The organism is Caulobacter sp. (assembly GCF_965279145.1).
Taxonomy (GTDB): Bacteria; Pseudomonadota; Alphaproteobacteria; order Caulobacterales; family Caulobacteraceae; genus Caulobacter.
Window position 1 is genome coordinate 3,660,875 of the sequence record NZ_OZ257139.1, and the last position, 17,057, is coordinate 3,677,931.

The window sequence follows — 17,057 nt, forward strand, 5'->3', positions numbered from 1 at the left end:
AATTCCAGCCCGACGTCATCAGGCGCTCAATGGAGCCATGGCCCAGTCCCGCGTCGCTCGTTGCCGCCCCGACCCGCCCGCCTTGCCGCGCGCCCCGGCGCCGCCGGATGCGATCGACCCGCGCCAGGCGGCGCTGGCCTGGGAGTTCCTGCGCCGCAATCCGGAGTACCGGGCCGACTACCGTCGCTGGCGGGCTGGCGCCCGGATCGGCCTGGCCGAACGCTGGGGCCTGCGCGCGCCGCTCGACCCGGACCTGAGAGACATCGACGCCGAGGCGATCTGGTCCGCCGACCCGTGCGATCGGGACGGCGCGGACCGGGAGGCGCGCGCGCCGGAACACAGCGCCCAGGAAACTCGCCCTACGGGTCGTCCGGCGGGACCTTGGGCATGTTCTCCGCCAGCCAGCGCTCGGCGCCGCGGTCGGTCTTGTCCTTGTGTTCTTCTAGGCTGTCATAGGCCCGCGTGAAGGCCTCGATGAAGAACTGCGGCTGGATGTTGATCATGCTGTCGCCGACCTTCTGTTCGAACCGACGGAAGGCGGCCAGCTTGATCGAGGCGGCCTGGTTTTCGGCGCAGCGCAGGGCGTGGTCCACCGAGCCGAGCATCAGGGCCTCCAGGATGCTGACCGGGTCGGTGCTCGTGGCGTCGCCGAACCGGAAGATCCTGGCGATATCCAGGGCGCCGGACCCGGACTCGAAGTTGTAGTAGGTGCGCAGCGGCAGGCCCATGGCGTCGGCGACCTGCCGCGCCGACAGGCGCCGCAGCTCGCGAAGTTTCTTCAGGATTTGGGACAGGAGCTGGCCCTGGCGTCTCAGCTCCTCGGATGCGCGTTTGACCAAAGCGTTACTCGGCACTTGCTGAGTCTATCAGGCGACAAAGCGAACATCACGTCAAAGCACAACCCTGCGTGTCGTTGGAAAAAGTACCCGTTGGGGACCGTTTCGCGCGGCTAGCCGCAGAGGCCCCCCCGTGAGGCGCGCCACGATACGGGAACGGTTTCCCGACTTTTGGCGCGGGCCATGCCGCGTAACGGTTTGCGGCGTCTGCAAGTTGGCGTTCGAAGGCGGAAAGCCGGCGAATACCAATCCGATGACGGACGAAGCGCGATGCCTGGGCGGCGGGGGCGCAACGTCAGGTGATAGTGGCGCCTTCCTCGTTCGAGTCCGTGCCTTGCCTCCGAAACGCGACGCCTTCGCCCTGGCCCTGGGCGCCCTACGACGCCGGCTTCGGCAAGGGATCGACGCGCCCGGCGACGCCCTGCCGATCCAGCTGGTCGCCTCGGAGCTGCGCCTGTCCACGACCCCGGTGCGAGAGGTCCTGTCGCGTCTGGCCGGCGAACACCTCGTCGAGAAGCGCGGCCCGGTCTACACGCGGCCGCATCTGGACGGGGCGACCCTGGCGGAGCTCTACGCTCTGCGCGCCCTTCTCCTGGAAACCGCGATGGCTCCCGACGCCGGGCGGCGCGCCAGGCGGCGAACCTTTCCCGAGCGCCCGGTGCTGTCCCTGGGCGACGCGCTCGCGGCGGTCGGCCAGACACCCGCCGATCTCGTGACGACCCTGTTCTTCGAACTGGTTCTGGCGGCGGGGGATCTGATCCTGGCCCAGGCCTACCAAGCGGCCACCGAGCGCTTAGCGTCGTATCAGCCGCTTGAGGCCCAGGTGTTTTCCGATCTGGACGCCGAGGCCTTGGGCCTGATCGCCGCGTTCGAAGCCCAGGAACCTCGGGCTTTGCTCCTGGGCGCCAAGGCCTATCACCGCCGACGCATCGCCGCGGCCGGGGCGATCTCCAGCCTCGCCCTGGGTGAAAAATATCGAACGGATATGGTTTGAATATCGAACATCCGGGGCGCCCCCTTGAGAGGCCGCGATTGGCGGCGATCTCTACAAGGAGCCTGTCATGACCCCGATCAACACCGCGTTCCGCCTGCTGCGCTTCGGCTCGGCCAAGACCCTGACCCAGGCCGGCCTGCCGTTCGGCAAGCAGGAAGCCAGCGACATCAGCGACCGCTACGTCTGATCCGCCAGGCCGCGCGCCGTCGGCGTCGGTGACGCCGGCGGCGTCGTCCTTCACCTCCCTCCATCAAGGACTTCGTCCCATGACCAAGATCTTCCAATTCCGCCTCCTGACCCTCGGCTCCGCCAAGGCCCTGACCCAGGCCCAACAGCCGTCCGGCCTGCAGGAAGGCGTCGACATCACCGACTGCTGGGGCTGAGCCGAAAGGCCGGACGTCCCAGCGATGTCCGGCCCGATCATCGGCAATGAGGCCTGGGCCAAGGAGCGAGGCGATGAAGATTTGGCTTGGGGAGCAGGTTCACGCCGCGCAGGTCGAGACCGACGTCGTCTTTCTCGACATCGCCTCGGACGCCTATTTCTGTCTGGTGGGGGCGAGGGACCATCTTGGTCTCGGCCCAGGCCGGCAGGTTCAGGCCAGGCCGCCGCAGATTGCTGAAGACCTGCTCGCTGCGGGACTTCTGACGGCCGCGCCGTCCAGCGCGGTCGATCGCCGCCCACCCGCTGTCACGCGCGGTCTGGAGGGTGAGACCAAGGCCGTCACGCCTGGGGCCTTTCTCGACGCGGCGACCGCCAACCTCCGCGCCGCCCGGGCGATCGCCAAGCTTCCCTTTCGCGAGGTCCTGGCCCTGGCCGGGCCGTCGGCGCCGAGCGCCTTCGAGCCGCCGGACGCCAGCCTCCTGGCCGAGGCCGGGCGGTTTGATCGTCTGTCGCCGTGGCTGCCCCGGGCGGGCCTTTGCCTGATGCGCAGCCTGCAACAGCGCCTCTATCTCGAGCGACGAGGCCATCACGCCGCGTGGGTGTTCGGGGTGCGCACCTGGCCGTTCGAGGCCCATTGCTGGCTGCAGGCCGGGACGGTGGTGCTCGACGACCGGCCAGACCACGTCGCCGGCTTCACGCCCATCCTGGTGGTTTGAACCATGCGCGACTATCTGGTCATCGAAGTCGACGCCGGCGCCGATCCATCCGCTTGGCGCGCCGCCGAAGCTCTGGTCCTGGAGACCGGCGCCTGGACCAAGGTCACCGAGCGTCGCCGCTTCTCGATCTTTCTGGAGGCGGAGCGGCCGCCGTCCTACCGGCACCTGCCCAACATCGCCGGCGGCCTGATCGGCGATGTCTTCGACGCCGACGCCGCCCGCCAGGGTCTGGGGCGCGACTTCGAGCTGCTGGGCGTCGGCGGCGACCCGCGAGAGATCGCCGATCGTCTGGTCGACCGGGCCTTCGGCCGCTACGTCGCGATCCTGGGCGACGATCAAGGATCGGCGCGCGTGTTGCGCGATCCGCTGGGCGTGATGGATGCGATCGGCTGGCGGCGGGGCAACTTGCGCTTCGTCGCCTCGCGCCTGCCCGAACTGCCGGCCCTGTGGCCGCAGACCCTGGCCATTGATTGGGACGGCCTGGCCGCCATCCTGCGCCAGAAGAATCTCGCCAGCTTGATCTGCCCGCTGGTCGGGGTGACCAGCTATCCGCCCGGCGTTCTGGCGGGCCCAGACGGCGTGGGGCCGCGCCTTTGGTCGCCGTCGCGTTTCGCGCGTCGGACCAGGCGCAACGCCGACCCTGGCGAACTGCGCCACCTCATTGATGGCGTGGTCGCCGCCTGGGCGCTGGGGCGCCAGAGCGTCTTTTGTGAAATCTCCGGCGGACTGGACTCGGCCATTGTCGCCGCCAGCCTGACGCAGGTCGGCGCGCCCCTGGTCTATGGCGTCAACCACGGCTTTCCGAGGGACGAGAGCGACGAGCGTCTCTATGCGCGGGCGGTGGCCGATCAGATCGGCGTGCCGCTTGAGGTGGTCGATCGCCAGAGGCTGATCGTCACCCCGGAGAAGCTGGCCGGGGCCGCCGGCGGGCCGCGTCCCAACTATGTCGGCGGCGATCCCGACCATGACGCCGACCTGGCCGCGCGTCTGGCGGCGCCGGGCATGGACGCGATGTTCACCGGCCGGGGCGGAGACGGGATGCTCTATCAGATGGCCCATCCGGCTCTGGTTCGCGACGTTCTGCGCGGCGCCTCCATGGGCGGGCGGCGGCGCGGCCTGTCGTGGCTGGCCCGGCGCAACGCCACGACGGTTTGGGACCTGCTGCGACGCGGGCTGTCGGCCAAGGACCTGACCGGCGGTCTCGGCGTCCGGGCCTTTCTGTCGGACGCCGCCGCCGCGCCGCCGCCGGCGCGGCATCCCTGGCTGGAGGAGGCCCGGGTCCTGGATCCGGCCAAGCAGCTGCAGGTCCTGGCGCTAGTCAACGGCCTCAGTTCGTTCGGCGAGAGCCAGCGGCACCGGGCCGGCGACGTCATCGACCCGCTGATTAGCCAGCCGGTCGTCGAGTTCTGCCTATCGGTGGCGGCCGGGCGGCTGGCGGTCGGCGACAACGACCGGCCGTTCGCCCGCGCCGCCTTCGCCCACCGCCTGCCGCCCCTGGTGCGCAACCGGCGCGGCAAGGGCGACCTGACGACCTATTTCGCGCAGAGCCTGCGCGACAGCTTGCAGGCTTTGCGGCCCTATCTGCTCGACGGGCGACTGGCGGCGGCGGGCCTGCTTGATCGCGCGCGGCTCGACGCCGCCTTGAGCCCCGAGCGCCTGGTCTGGACCAACATTTCCTCGGAAGTGTTCGTGATCCTTGCCCTGGAGGCCTGGGCTCGGTGCTGGAGCGACCGTCTAGCCGCCCTTTCCGGCGCCGGCGCGCGGCAGGCGAGGGCTTCCTGAGTTTTCGCCCACCGTGCGATCGAGCAGGTCGAAGACCCGCTGGATATAGTCGCGGATATTGCCGGGCGAATAGAAGACGTGGCCCTCGCCGCGATAGGTCACGAAGACCGCATCCTTGTTCTGGCGATAGAGGGCGCCGAACAGGGCGGCCGACTGGTCCAGGCCCTTGTCGTTGTCGCCGTGAAAGATCGCCACCGGCGCGGTGATCCTGTCGACGAAGGTGATCGGGCTGTTGCGCAGGTAGAGCTGCGGGTCCTTCCAGGGCGGCACGCCCATCCGCGCCTGACCGCTTTCCTGCCAGCCGGTCGAGGCCAAGATCGTCAGCCCGTCCTCGGGAACGGCGTAGACCACCGGACCCAGCCGCCCATAGGCGCTGGCCAGATTGACGGTCGGGGCAGTGGCGATCACCGCCTTGAACCGGGTGCTCTGGGTCGCCGCGGCGATCACCCCATAGCCGCCATAGCTGTGGCCCCAGATCGCCACGCGGCCGGGATCGACCAGGCCCTGGGCGGCGGCGGCGTCAACCGGGGCCAGCATCTGGTCGGCTAGGCCTTCGATCGGCTCACGGCCCGACAGATAGGGCATGGCCGGGACGATGGCGGCGTAGCCGCGCGCGGCCAGGATCTGGGCGTTGACCGTCGGACTGAACACGCCAGGTCCCTGGGCGCGCGGCGGGCTGGCCGAGGCCGCGCCCGGATAGGGCAGGACCACCACCGGCGGCCGCCCGCCGGCCGGCAGGTCCGGCGGCAGATAGAGCCAGCTGGTCAGATCCTTGCCGCCCGGCCCCTGGTGATGGACGGCGACCGGCGGCGCGAAGTCGACGTCGGCCAGGGGTGCGTTGACCGTGAGCAGCACCTTGGGCGCTTCGCCGGGCGTGACGAGCCGCACGGTCTCCACGCCATGGCGGTCTTGGGCGACCTCGACCCGGGCCCGCGGGGCGACGTCGGTGATGCGGATTTCGGCGAGCGGGGCGGGGAGGCGCTGGCCGGGCCAGGGCAAGGCGGGACGGACCGCCGGATCGGCCAGGGCCAGGTCCTTCAGGGCGGCCACGACGTTCTGCTCGCCCCGGAACCCTGGCGTCGACGGACCGAAGGCGCGCACGGCGCCCTGGGCCAGGCCCCAGGATTGGGCGGACTTGGTCGTCACCCGCCAGACCTGTCCTCCGGCCGCCACGGCCCAGACATGGGCGTCCGTGCCGATCGCCCGGCTTTCGGCCGGCAGGCGGGCCGTCAGATTGATGCGATGGTCGCCGTCCAGGCGCCAGTAGTCGGCCCGGCCGCCGGCCGCCGGGCGGGCATAGACCACCGGCGCGCCGTCCAGCCAGCCGCCGAGCGGCAGGCCGGCGGTGTCGTAGGTCTCGCCGAACGCGGGCCTTAGATCGCCCAGGTCCAGGGGCGCGCCGGGACCGGCCGTCGGCATGCGCCAGAAGCGCCCACGCGAGAAACCGACCTCGCCCTGGCGGGCATAGACCAGCAGGTCGCGGCCGTCGTCGGACCAGGCCAGGAAGCGGGCCATCAGATCGCAGTCAGGGCAGGGCGTCGTCGTTTTCCCGCTGTCGAGATCGACCATGACCAGATGCTTGATCGTGGCCTCGGAGGCCGGCGTCGTCGGCTCCGCCAGCGGGTATTGGATATCCTCCCCCTCGACGATCGCCGCCGCCGTGCGTCCGTCCGGTGAGAGGCTGAGGTCGCGGACATTTCCCGGCGTCAGAATGCGCTGCTGGCCGGTCTTCAGCTGGACCTGGACCAGGCCGACGACCGGCGCCTGGGGGCGAAGGCCGCGATACTGGCCGCTGCCCAGTATGCTGGCGCCGGTGTCTCCCTTGGCGGTGGCCGCCCACTGCTGGATCAGCCTTTGATAGCCAAAGAAGCCAAAGCCCATGATCGGGTCGGGAAAGTCCGCTGGCCGCGCCGCCACCAGCAGCTCATCGTCCGAGCGCCAGACCACGCTGGGCCCCCAGACCTCCTGACGGGGGCTGAGGCCCAGCCAGCGCGCCTGGCCGCTTTCCAGTTCGACCACGCCCAACTCGTAGGCATGGCCCGTCAGCCGCGCCACGGCCAACCGCCGTCCGCCCGGCGAAACCCCCAGCGCGACGTAGCCAGGACCTGCCGGCAGATCGAGTTTCTGTTCGATCCCGCCCTGGGCGACGTCGAAGACCTGGATCCGCCCCAAGCCCAGCTTGGTGTTGAAATCCAGGTCGTAGCGCGGGGCGTGGTCCCAGCGCGCGGTCCGCTGAACCACCAGCCAGCGTCGGCTCGGATCGAGACGGGCCGAGACCAGCTGCTCGACCGCCAGCAGCCGGTCGACGGTGTAGGGGGCGGCCCAGGCCGTGAGAGGCGGGGCGAGGGGGGCGATCAGCGCGCAGCCGACCGCGAGCGCCGCGAAGCGTCGCATGGGTATGGTCTCCAGGCAGAAAGGGTGTGGGGAGGGGGCTTAAGCCCCGGGCTACCAGGCCTTGGTCAGCGTCAGGCTGACCACACGGCCGAGCGGGTCGGCGTTGACCGGGTCGTAGCCGACCGCCAACGGGTTGTCGTAGAAGGGCGGGTCCCGGTCGAACAGGTTCTGGATGTTCAGCGTCACCGCCAGGCCGTCGACCGCCAGGATCCTGCCTTGCCAGCGCCCTTGCAGGTCGAAGGTCGTCCAGGGATGGATGCGTCGGCCGGTGTCGGCATAGCTGTCGCCGACATGGTTGAGCCCGGTGGTCACCGACGCGGGGCCATGGGTCCAGGTCGCCGAGACCCGGGCGCGCAGGTCGGCCGGGTATCCGGCCTGGCCGGCCAGTTCGGTGCGCGCCGAGGTCGGGGTCAGCTTGCGCTTATAGTGGGTCAGCCACGACAGGCTGGCGTTGAGGACCAGCGGGTCGCCGCGCAGGCTGGTCTTGTAGCCGGCGGTGGCGTCCAGGCCCTCGACCTCGAGGCTGCCGGTATTGACCTCGCGGGCGTCGATGATCGCGCCATAGGTGTCGGTGTCGTAGGCGCTGGTTCCCGAGGCGTTGGGGTCGGCGATCACCGCCAGCACCTTGGCGCGGTCGGCGGGGTTGGTCGCCGGACTGACCCTGGTGCGGAACGCGGCGTATTCGTCCGAGGTCAGGGCCTGGTTGATCACCACCGGCTGGCCGACCCGGTTCTTGAACAGGATCCGGTAGAGGTTGAGGCCGAGGGTCAGGTCGGGCGCGGCGGTCGGCGTGTAGCTGACGCCCGCCGTCCAGGAGGTGGCGGTCTCCGGCTTGAGGTCCGGATTGCCGCCTTGGTAGACGAGAGCCGGCAGCAGGCCGCCCTGATAGGTCACCGGGATCGGGGTGATGGTGTAGGGCAGGTGCAGCTCGTAGAGCGACGGCGCCCGGAACGACGTCCCGTAGCTGGCCTTGAAGGTCAGGCTCGTGCTGGGGGCCCAGATCAGCCCGACCTTGGGGTTTCGGGTCGAGCCGGTGTCGTCATAGTCCTCGATCCGTCCGGCCAGTGATAGCTCCAGGCGTTGGACGAACGGCAGGGCGTTGTCGGGGCCGACCAGGGGCGCGTTCAGCTCGGCATAGACGGCCTTGACGTCGCGGCTGTAGCGGGTGGTCGCCTTTTCGATGGCCGAGTAGCCGGACAGCAGCCGCGCGCCGCCCGTACGCACCTCCTCGCGGCGGACCTGGCCGCCGACCGCCAGCCGCAGCGTGCCGCCGGGCAGTCGCAGGAGCGGGCCTTCGAAGTCGAGATTGGCCGACTTGAATTCGCTGCGGGTCTTGGTCAGGTCCCAGCCCGACAGGATGAAGTCGAGCACGGCGGCCGGGTTGGAATAGCCCGCCCCGATATAGGGATTGAAATAGCCGTCGCGGGCGGCGCTGAAGGACGTCAACGGACTGTCGGCGGTGAGGCCCGCCGCCTCGCTGAGCTTGGTGGCGTTGAGCTGGCCGCGCGTGCGGCTGATCCCCAGTTCCTGGGCGTAGGTGCCCGAAAGGTCGGCGGTCCAGTCGGCGCCCAGCTCGGTCTTGGCGCCGAGCGCCGCGCCCAGGCTTTCCGACGTGCCCCAGTTCTTCACCCCGCCGCGCTCGTTGAGGAATGAATAGGCGATCCGCTCGGAGGCCTGGCCGGTGGGCGAGACGTAGTAGGGATTGGCCGCGTTGAGGATCAGGGTCGTGGTCGGGGCCACGTTGCGGGCGAAGATCTCGCGATGGGCGAACCGCAAATCGCCCGACAGCGCCACGGGACCGACCGATTGGCCCACAGAGACCACCGCGCTGTGGCGGGTTGAGGCCGGGATGATGTCGTAGGCCGCCTTCTGGTTTTGATAGTTGACGGTCCCGAGCACGAAATCGCCGGGCTTCAGGCCGACGCCGTTCTGACCGGCCGGCACGGCGTAGGTCGAGACATAGGCGCCCGCCGCGTTGAGGCGCAGGATGTTGGCCGGCTGGCTGGCCGTCGCGCTGCGGCGATCCGTGCCGCCCAAAGACCGCAGGTCGGCGTTGCCGGTATAGGGCCGGTCCAGGCCGTGCAGGGCGTCATTGCGGGTGTATTCGTAAGCGGCCAGGATGTGACCGCCCGACCAGGTCTTGCCGAACGCCTGGCTGGCCAGATACCGCCCGTAGCCGCCTTGGGTCGCCTTTCCGGTCGAGAGCCGGGTCTCGCCGCCGTCCAGATCGGTGCGCAGGCGGATGTCGATCACGCCGCCGACCGCGTCGGAGCCATAGAGCGCCGAGGCCCCGTCCAGCAGGACCTCCACCCGGCCGACCGCCGCGTAGGGAATCGACGAGATGTCGGAGAAGTCGCCATAGAGGCCCGCGCCGGCCAGGCGCTTGCCGTTGAACAGCACCAGGGTGGCGTCCGCGCCCAGACCGCGCAGATCCACGCCCGTGCCGCGCAGGGTGTTGTTGAAGTTGGCATCGGCCCCGGTCGCCAGGCTGTCCTCGCTGGCCGAGCCGCCCGAGGCCTGGGGCAGGGCGGTCAGGGCTTCGGCGACGCTGGCATAGCCGGCCCGGTCGATCTCCTCACGGCCCAGGACGACCACCGGCGAAGCGCTGTCCTTGACGCCGCGGATGCGGCTGCCGACCACGATTTCCGACAGCATCGTGGCGTCGTTGGCGGTCTGGACGGGCGGGGCCGCCTCGACCGGATCGGTGGGCGGCGAGGCCAGGAGATCGGGCGCCAACGGCGAGATCGCCGATGCGGGAACCAGGTTGGCGCGTGGCCGGATGACCAGAACCGTGGGACCCGCGCGCTGGGCTTCCAGGTCGCTGCCGGCCAGCAGGCGGCTGAGCGCCTCGTCGAGGCTGAACGGACCGTTCAGGGCTGGGGCCTGGCGGCCTTCGACCGCCCGGCTGGTGAAGATGATCTGCACCCCGGTCTGGCGGCCCAGGGCCAGCAAGGCGGCCTTGAGCGGCCCCTTGGGCGTGCGCACCGCCGAGACGGTGGCCGGCGCCGAGGGCGCCTGGGCGGCCTGGACCGGGCCGGCGAGCGCGGTGGTCAGGGCCAGAAGGGACAGGCCGACGAGGCCCGGGCGGAACGCTGCAACCATGGCGTCAATAATCCCCCAAGGCGCGCCGGGTTCGTCGTGGTGACGAACGTCTTTTCGAGGGCGCCTGGAGTGGAGACCCGCCAGGGGGTGGCTGGCCTTACCGGCTTGTGAAAAAAATATGACGTAGGTCGTCGAACGTCGGTGTCGTGGGCCGGGAGGAGGCCCGGCGCGCGTCGACGCGGGCCTTGTCCGATGTCAGGACGCGGCGCCCGCGTGATCGGGACCGGTCAGTTCGATCGCCCCGTCGTCGCGGGCGGTGGTCTTCAGGTCCAGCGAGGCGGCCACGCCCTTGACGAAGGCGGTGGTGTCGCCGGCGTTGAAGATCCCGTTGACCCGCTCGTCGGCCGGAACGCCGGGGCCCAGCACCACCTTCTTGCGGCTGTAGCGATTGACCTCGGCCACCGCCTCCTCCAGCGGCGCGTCCTGGAACGTCAGGCGGCCGTCCGTCCAGCCGGTGGCGGCGGCGACGTCGATGGCGACCGGACGGGTAGGGGTCTTGCCTGCGACATCCAGCCGGGTCCCGGCCCGCATCATCGTCGGGGCAGGGACGTGGGCCTGGGTCACCGACACTTGGCCCTCGGCCAGGATCACCCGCACCGCAGCCCCGGTCCTATAGACCTCGAACCGGGTGCCCACCGCCCGCACGGCGGTGTCGCCGGCCGTGACGATGAACGGACGCGCCTTATCGTGGGCCACGGCGAACAGGGCCTGGCCCTTGTCAAGGCTGATGGCGCGCCGCTCCCGCGACAGTCGCACGCGCACCTGGCTGTCGGTGTTCAGATCGATCGTCGAGCCGTCGGCCAGGGCCACCACCCGCCGCTCGCCCACCGCCGTGCGATAGGTCTGGCCGAAGGGCTGGGTGGTGAGCAGGACGCCGGCCAGGACGGCGGCCGCCGCCAGGCCCAGCCCCGTGATCCAGGGACCGGGGCGGGCCTTGAGCCGGGCCGGGGCGTCGCCGCGCCGTCGCCGCCGCGCCTGAAGATCCTGGCCGATGGCCTGGATGCGGGGATCGCCGGCGACCTCGCGCACCCCTTGCGTCAAGGCTTCGATCTGGCTGTAGGCCGCGTCGTTGAGGCTGTCGGCGCGCCAGGCGAAGAACGTCGTCACCTCGCGGTGCGTCACCCTGCCGTGCATCTTGGCGTACCAGGCCGCGGCCTCGTCGCGCGCCCGCTTGCGCTCGGCGGCCGTCGGGCTAGCGGCTCTGGCTTGGGTCTGGTGATCGCTCATGGGCGTGGTCCGCCTAGTTCCCGATGAAGTCGGCGCATTTAGCGACGGCCTGTCTCATCCGCTTTTCCACCGCGCCCAGCGAGATCCCCAGCAGCGCCGCGATCTCCGCGTAGGTCTTTTGCTCGACATGGGTCAGGTAGAAAACATCGCGCAACTTTGGCGGTAAGGCGAGCAACATCTGTTCAAAAATCACCGCCGCGTCCTGGTCGCCCTCCGCGCCGCGTCGATCGAAGGTCCAGTCGGCCGGATCGGTGATCACCTCGCGCGCCGCCTTGCGCCGATGATTGGACGCCAGGTTCAGGGCGATGCGCATCAGCATCGACTTGGGACGGCGGATCGGCGCGGGCGGGACATAGCCGCGGACCCGCAGCCAGGTGTCCTGGGCGATGTCGTCGGCGGCGTCCGAGCCATAGCGCCGCGTCAGCGCCGCCGTCAGCCAGGCGCGATGGCGCAGGTACTCGTCGGCCAGGGGCGGCTGGGGAGCCGCTGGCTGGGAGGGGGGCGGGGCGTCGTCGTCGGGGGCGACAAGCTGAGCGTTGAGCGGAGGCATGAGCCGCGTTCCAAGCCGGTGGGGGCGGGACGGAATCGTATTGAAATACTGGAAAAATGGATATCGGAATTTTCCGTATAGCTGGTTTGCTGATCAATTCGTGGTCGGCGGATGCCAAGCTCGATATTCGACAGCGCGCACATAGTCCTGGTCGAGCTTCTGATTGAGGCTCGAAAGAGCCTTGGTCTGAATCAGACGCAACTCGGAGCGCGGGTCGGGCGCGGCCAGGGCTTTATTTCGCTCATCGAGCGAGGGCAGCGTCGTATCGATATCATCGAATTTGTTGCTCTAGCTCGGGCGCTGGAAAAGGATCCTCAGTCCATGTTCTCGAAGCTTTTGTCGCCAGACGAGAGAGGTAGCTGAGATCAAATTACAGAAAATATAAGTATGCGGATTTTCCATATATTTGGTCCGCCGGTCCTAATTCCTGTGGTCGGCGTTCATGTCCAAGACGATCTTCGAGGGCGCGCATGCGCAGCTTATCGATATCATGATCGCGGCGCGGAAGAGGTCTGGCCTGACCCAGGTCGAACTCGCCGCGAAGGTCGGTCGGGATCAAGCCATGATCTCTCTGATCGAGACCTCCCAGCGCCGGGTCGATGTGCTGGAATTCATCGCGCTGGCGCGGGCGATGGGAGAGGACCCTCAACGGCTATTCGCCGAAGTGATCGCCACAGTCCCAACGTCCTTTAAAATCTGAAGTCAGTCTTGGGCGTCTCGCGCGCGCGCGCGACCGCGCTCTACGGCGCCGGACGCGGCAAGCCGCGCCGGCCGCCGCCGAGCCCGCTACGCGGTCTCGGCCCATTCGGGTGACGATCGCTGACGCGGCCGGCAAAGCGGCTTTAGTTGATGGATTTGGCCCGAACGTGACTCATTGCCGAAGTTGGGAAGGTCCGCTTTCGGCCACGCGGCTAGCCGCTGCCATTGCACTAGCGCTGGCTCATTAGCGGCTCAGGCCGCTAGCAGTCCATCGCTGTGGATGTTACCGAGAGTATACGGTTCGCAGGTCACCAAGCCCATGCCGAGGCGCCGGCGCGGTCTTTCCTCCGAACGAAGGCGCGAGATCATATTCACCCGCAGCAAAGCCAGCTTCCCGGAGCTGTTCGACGGCCTGAAAGGCTGCACGCAGCGCCGCAGCTTCGCGCGCGGCCTTCGGGTTGTTGCGGATTTGGGCTTCGAGCTCGTCCATGGTGTGACTCCCTCACATTGCCAAAAAGCCATCGCGTGTTTGTAGCGCGATGGTGTGGCCCTTGCCCGACATGTGATCTTGCAGGAGCCGATAGTACGAACGCACCTTCTTGTTCAACTCCGGATCGTCGCCGAAGTTCGCTATCAAGAGGTTGAGATCCGATTTTATAACGCTCATCGATAGGCCACGGCCGTGTGAACGCCACCTCTTTGTATCGTTAAGGGCCTTTGCGATCTCTGATGCCCGCGCTTCACGCATTTTCGCGGTGACGGCTTTTTTGCCGGTTTCGGTCTTCTTCCAGTTTTTAAATTTGTACTGAACAAGCCACTTTTTCAGCAGATCAACGGAATGGTCGCGCGCTTGTTCGAACCGATGAATTTGCGCGGGATCAAATTTTTGAATCAGGAATGCCAACTCCGCAGCCGACAAGCTGCCGCGGTTTGAGCGCCTGATGAGTTCGTCGTACTTCTCAAGGTAGCCGAGAGCCGGAACAAACTGGCCGTCGCGGTTCCTAACCTGAGGGTCAATCGGGCCCAGGATGGAGTAGTAGTCCATGTGGATGTTGTCGCCGGACATCACCAAGACCGTACCGGCGGACATGGCGAAGTTAGGAACGAGGAAGTTGACCTCATTGGGGTAGTGGTGGCGAAAGACGTCCGCAATCCGTTCGGCCGTCTCGATGGATCCGCCATTGGTCTCGAGAATGACGAGCAATTTCGCTCGACGCCCTTGGATGTCTTCAATCGAGTCTCGGATCAGATCGTCCATCGGCTGGCTGATCGGGTGGATGCACGTGATGACGTCGCAATCGAGGTGCTCCTCGATAGTCTTCAAGCGTCTCGTGAGTTCGGACTCAACGTATTTCGTAGTGTGAGTAAGCTCATCGCCGTCCACGCGTTTCCCCCACGGTGCCCAACTTTGTGGCGAACCGTAGGGTGAATCGAAAGGGCGTCATAGCGCTGTTATCTTTCCGGGCCGCACCATTGAACCAAGCCATCACGCAGCCAGAAATGTGACTGGCAGCCGTCCTTGACCCAAACCGATGGATGGAGGGTCGGCAAGCCGCGGGGGTTGAGGCGCAGATCCCAACGCGGCTTGACGCCTTCCAACAACATCACTTCCAGCCGCCGGCCGCAACCGCACGGGCACACCATACCGGCGGACCACAAGGTCGCGTCCTCGCGGGCCACAACCAGTCGTCCCGCCGGAAGCGTCGCCGGAAGCTCGTCGCCTTCGATGAACTGCACCCGCAGGGGGCGAGGACCAAAGAGACCCTGCAGCCAGGCGATCAGCCCGGCGAACAGTCTTGCAATCATCGACATGGTCAGGCTCCCAGCGCGGGCAGGCCAAGAAGGGGCTCTACGGCCCCCGTTCCCGGTTGGCTGCTGGCGGTGAAGTTGTCTTCCGAATAGAGATCCTCGTCCCCGTCGGCCAGGGCGAAGATCGTCCTGGCCTGGCGCCGATTGGGCTGGTGGCGGAACGGGAACGCGCGGGCGATGAACTCTAGCATCGCCGCGCTGGCCGCGCGCATGTTCAGGGAGATGACGGACGGGGCCTGGTCGGGGGCACCTTTGATGTAGCCGGCCTCGCGCTCGGCGGCGAAGGCCTCGGGCGCGACGCGGGCCAGGTATTCGGCGCGGAGCAGGGCCGGGGTGTAGACACCGCGATCACCCAGCGTCGCGCCGCCCGGCTGAACATAGTCCAGCCGACCGGACACCTCTGCCACCACGGCCTCGCCGGTAGGCGTGCGCCGGGTCGGGATCGAGACCCCCATGTCGAACAGCGGGATCATGAAGGCTTGGGCGATCAGGTCGGCGATCTGCCGGCCTTCGGCGGTGTCGACGCAGGAAAAAAGCACGTCCGCGCCCGCCGCCGCCAGGACCGCCTCGCGCGTGGCGATGCTCTGGGCCAGCGCCAGCACCTCCAGATCCGGCCGGTGGCGACCGACGGCGTCGGCGAACATCTCGACCTTGAGCCGGCAGCTTCGTGCATCCTCGCTCGTCGAGTTCAAAATCCGATTGAGGTTTTTAGCTTCCACATGATCGAAATCGATCAGGGTAAGTGCCCCAAAGCCCAGACGCGCCACTTGCTCGGCGATGATCGAACCGGTCCCGGAGACGCCGATCACGCAGGCCCGCAGGTGTCCAAGCTTGCGCGTCATGCCAGTGGAGAAAGCCATGGGGTGATCGTCCCGGTCGCCGTGGGCCCAGAAGCACAGATCATCGCCGGCCACCGCGATGAGGCCGACGGGAATGGGCGAAAGCTCAGGCCCGTAAAGGCGGGCGATGAGGCGTCCGTCGGGCGTCATGACCGCACTGCCGTGGCCAGCCGCAGGCAAGGGCCCGGACCAACCGCCAAATATGGCCGCCATGGTTGCCGCGTCGCTCCGATCGTCGGTCTGGGAAAAATCCAGCCAGCCGCCGGGATGAGAGTGGGCCAGGATGATCGACAGGCCCAGATCCTCAGCCTCGTCGATCGCCGCGCTCAGCGCCTGCCCGGGCCAGACCAAGGCGTCGCGCTCCCTTTGGCATTGCGTGTGCTCGACCGGACGGACGGCCACGACCATCAGCTTGAGGCGCGCGGGTAGAGTGTGGCGGCATAGCAGGATGGCGGCCGCCTCCTTCCCGTCGCCCGGGAAGAGGTGGGTCTGCAGCTGCGCGTGGGCCTGGCCGCTGATCACCAGATCGAAGGCCGAGGCCGTCACTGTTCGACCTCGCGCAGAAGAGCCGCCTCGATCAGGGCCAGATGGGTGATGACGTTGTCATGGCCCGGGCGCCAGGGCGCGATCGCGCCGCGATGGCGCGACCAGCGCTGGAACAGGCGACCCTCGATCGGCTCCTGCACTTGGGTCTGGGGGATCTCCAGGCCGTCGATCCGGGCCAACGCCGGAGCGCAATAGAACATGTCGAGCTCGGCGGCCGGATAGGCGCTGGGGACTTCGACAGCGATCGTCGCGCGCGCAGTCGAATAGCCGGCCGGCAGCTCCACGTCGTGGAGCAGCAGCCAGCGCCGGCCGCCTTCCACGACCGTCTCCCAGCGCTGGGCGCGCTGGGCCAGGCCGGTCTCGTCGATCGGCAGAAGGCCAAAGGCGCGCCTGGGGATCGAGGCCTCGCCATTGTTGATTTCACGCGGGGTCAGGCGCAGCTTCTCGATGCCCGGGGCCCGCAGGTCGATGACTTCGTCCAGGCCGACCTGACGTTTGGCGTCGGCCGTCTTGAGGACGATGATCCAGCCCTGATCGGGATCGAAACCCGCCTTAACCAGGGCGTCGCGCACTATGATCGTCGGCTGAGGCGAATCGACGGTCACGCCTTGGACATTGAGCTTCCAGATCGCGGCCTTTGCATAGACCACTTCCACGCCCAGGTCGCCGAGCGCGAGCGTCCCGCCGGCCGGGATCGGAGCATCGACCTCTTCCTCCCGCCGTACGTAGAGGATCTGGTCTTCGGCGATCTTGCCCAAGGTGCGCAGCGCCGCTTCGGTGATGTCGCGCTCGGGCCAGCTCAGCGAGCGATCGTTCAGCACTAGCCGAAACAGGCGGTCGCTACTGGAGACGATAAACTTGGCGCCGGAGGCGGCGCGCACGTCTACGACCTCGTCCTCACGCAGTTCCTCGATGTCGCCGTTGGCCAGCCACTGGAGAACCACATAGTCCTCCCGCGGGGTGGCGTCGCAAAACGACAAGATCTGGCGACCGGTCAGGGTAGCGTCCGAGACGCCCAGCTGGCGGAATTGAAGGTCGGTGTCGGCAACCTCGATGAAGAGGCCGCCGAAAGCTTCGGTAGTCGGATTGGCGCTCATGGCGGGCTCCGTTTGCGTTAGTGGTTCGTAATTGCTAGTATGCAATCACAAGGTCCATATGCGGCGCCGGCGCGTCGATTGCAA

General features: G+C 68.0%; 16 protein-coding genes. 6 read left to right on the top strand and 10 right to left on the bottom strand.

What is annotated here, in order from left to right; translation table 11 throughout:
- Positions 1 to 37 precede the first annotated feature (37 nt).
- Entirely contained in the window at positions 38 to 466 is a 429-nt protein-coding gene (locus tag ACQY9P_RS17055) for a transcriptional regulator domain-containing protein (protein WP_421738024.1), read from the top strand.
- Here ACQY9P_RS17055 and ACQY9P_RS17060 read toward each other — a convergent pair.
- On the bottom strand, positions 360 to 839 hold the full coding sequence (locus ACQY9P_RS17060; RefSeq protein ID WP_421738023.1) for a helix-turn-helix domain-containing protein: 480 nt from the start codon (positions 837 to 839) through the stop codon (positions 360 to 362). The genes ACQY9P_RS17055 and ACQY9P_RS17060 overlap by 107 nt on opposite strands.
- Positions 840 to 1,170: 331 nt before the next feature.
- On the opposite strand from ACQY9P_RS17060, the gene ACQY9P_RS17065 reads away from it, so the two are divergent.
- The 3 genes from ACQY9P_RS17065 (at position 1,171) to ACQY9P_RS17075 (ending at position 4,710) form a co-directional block, all read left to right on the top strand.
- Positions 1,171 to 1,830 carry a GntR family transcriptional regulator gene (locus ACQY9P_RS17065; RefSeq protein WP_421738022.1) on the top strand — a complete coding sequence of 220 codons (660 nt, stop codon included), beginning with the start codon at positions 1,171 to 1,173 and terminating at the stop codon, positions 1,828 to 1,830.
- A gap of 456 nt (positions 1,831 to 2,286) precedes the next feature.
- A complete protein-coding gene (locus ACQY9P_RS17070; RefSeq protein ID WP_421738021.1) occupies positions 2,287 to 2,928 on the top strand; it encodes a lasso peptide biosynthesis B2 protein in 642 nt (213 codons plus the stop codon).
- 3 nt (positions 2,929 to 2,931) lie between these two features.
- Positions 2,932 to 4,710, top strand: a complete 1,779-nt coding sequence (locus ACQY9P_RS17075; RefSeq protein WP_421738020.1) for an asparagine synthase-related protein — start codon at positions 2,932 to 2,934, stop codon at positions 4,708 to 4,710.
- Here the strand turns inward: ACQY9P_RS17075 and ACQY9P_RS17080 are convergent.
- The 4 genes from ACQY9P_RS17080 to ACQY9P_RS17095 all read right to left on the bottom strand — a co-directional run bounded on the left by ACQY9P_RS17080 (position 4,663) and on the right by ACQY9P_RS17095 (position 11,983).
- On the bottom strand, positions 4,663 to 7,104 hold the full coding sequence (locus ACQY9P_RS17080) for a prolyl oligopeptidase family serine peptidase (RefSeq protein WP_421738019.1): 2,442 nt from the start codon (positions 7,102 to 7,104) through the stop codon (positions 4,663 to 4,665). The genes ACQY9P_RS17075 and ACQY9P_RS17080 overlap by 48 nt on opposite strands.
- 51 nt (positions 7,105 to 7,155) lie before the next feature.
- Positions 7,156 to 10,206 (bottom strand): TonB-dependent receptor, encoded by a 3,051-nt coding sequence (locus tag ACQY9P_RS17085; protein ID WP_421738018.1) that lies wholly within the window; start codon positions 10,204 to 10,206, stop codon positions 7,156 to 7,158.
- 195 nt (positions 10,207 to 10,401) lie between these two features.
- Entirely contained in the window at positions 10,402 to 11,433 is a 1,032-nt protein-coding gene (locus tag ACQY9P_RS17090; protein WP_421738017.1) for a FecR family protein, read from the bottom strand.
- A 13-nt stretch (positions 11,434 to 11,446) separates the two neighbouring features.
- A complete protein-coding gene (locus ACQY9P_RS17095) occupies positions 11,447 to 11,983 on the bottom strand; it encodes an RNA polymerase sigma factor (protein ID WP_421738016.1) in 537 nt (178 codons plus the stop codon).
- Positions 11,984 to 12,094: 111 nt separating this feature from the next.
- Between ACQY9P_RS17095 and ACQY9P_RS17100 the strand changes: the two genes are divergently transcribed.
- Both ACQY9P_RS17100 and ACQY9P_RS17105 read left to right on the top strand, forming a co-directional pair.
- On the top strand, positions 12,095 to 12,346 hold the full coding sequence (locus tag ACQY9P_RS17100) for a helix-turn-helix domain-containing protein (RefSeq protein ID WP_421738015.1): 252 nt from the start codon (positions 12,095 to 12,097) through the stop codon (positions 12,344 to 12,346).
- Between the two features lie 79 nt (positions 12,347 to 12,425).
- Positions 12,426 to 12,683 (top strand): helix-turn-helix domain-containing protein, encoded by a 258-nt coding sequence (locus ACQY9P_RS17105; protein WP_421738014.1) that lies wholly within the window; start codon positions 12,426 to 12,428, stop codon positions 12,681 to 12,683.
- A 282-nt stretch (positions 12,684 to 12,965) separates the two neighbouring features.
- Here the strand turns inward: ACQY9P_RS17105 and ACQY9P_RS17110 are convergent, their stop codons facing one another.
- From ACQY9P_RS17110 to ACQY9P_RS17130, 5 genes are all read right to left on the bottom strand, one after another.
- The gene (locus tag ACQY9P_RS17110) at positions 12,966 to 13,172 is read right to left on the bottom strand and encodes a hypothetical protein (protein WP_421738013.1); all 207 of its coding nucleotides are present in this window, start codon (positions 13,170 to 13,172) and stop codon (positions 12,966 to 12,968) included.
- Between the two features lie 12 nt (positions 13,173 to 13,184).
- Positions 13,185 to 14,006: an SDH family Clp fold serine proteinase gene (locus ACQY9P_RS17115; RefSeq protein WP_421738012.1), complete on the bottom strand. Its 822-nt coding sequence runs from the start codon at positions 14,004 to 14,006 to the stop codon at positions 13,185 to 13,187.
- 128 nt (positions 14,007 to 14,134) lie between these two features.
- A complete protein-coding gene (locus ACQY9P_RS17120) occupies positions 14,135 to 14,494 on the bottom strand; it encodes a DUF6527 family protein (protein WP_421738011.1) in 360 nt (119 codons plus the stop codon).
- Positions 14,495 to 14,496: 2 nt separating this feature from the next.
- A complete protein-coding gene (locus ACQY9P_RS17125; protein ID WP_421738010.1) occupies positions 14,497 to 15,876 on the bottom strand; it encodes a ThiF family adenylyltransferase in 1,380 nt (459 codons plus the stop codon).
- Positions 15,873 to 16,973, bottom strand: a complete 1,101-nt coding sequence (locus tag ACQY9P_RS17130; protein ID WP_421738009.1) for a multiubiquitin domain-containing protein — start codon at positions 16,971 to 16,973, stop codon at positions 15,873 to 15,875. Before ACQY9P_RS17130 ends, ACQY9P_RS17125 begins: the two co-directional genes overlap by 4 nt.
- Between the last annotated feature and the right edge of the window lie 84 nt (positions 16,974 to 17,057).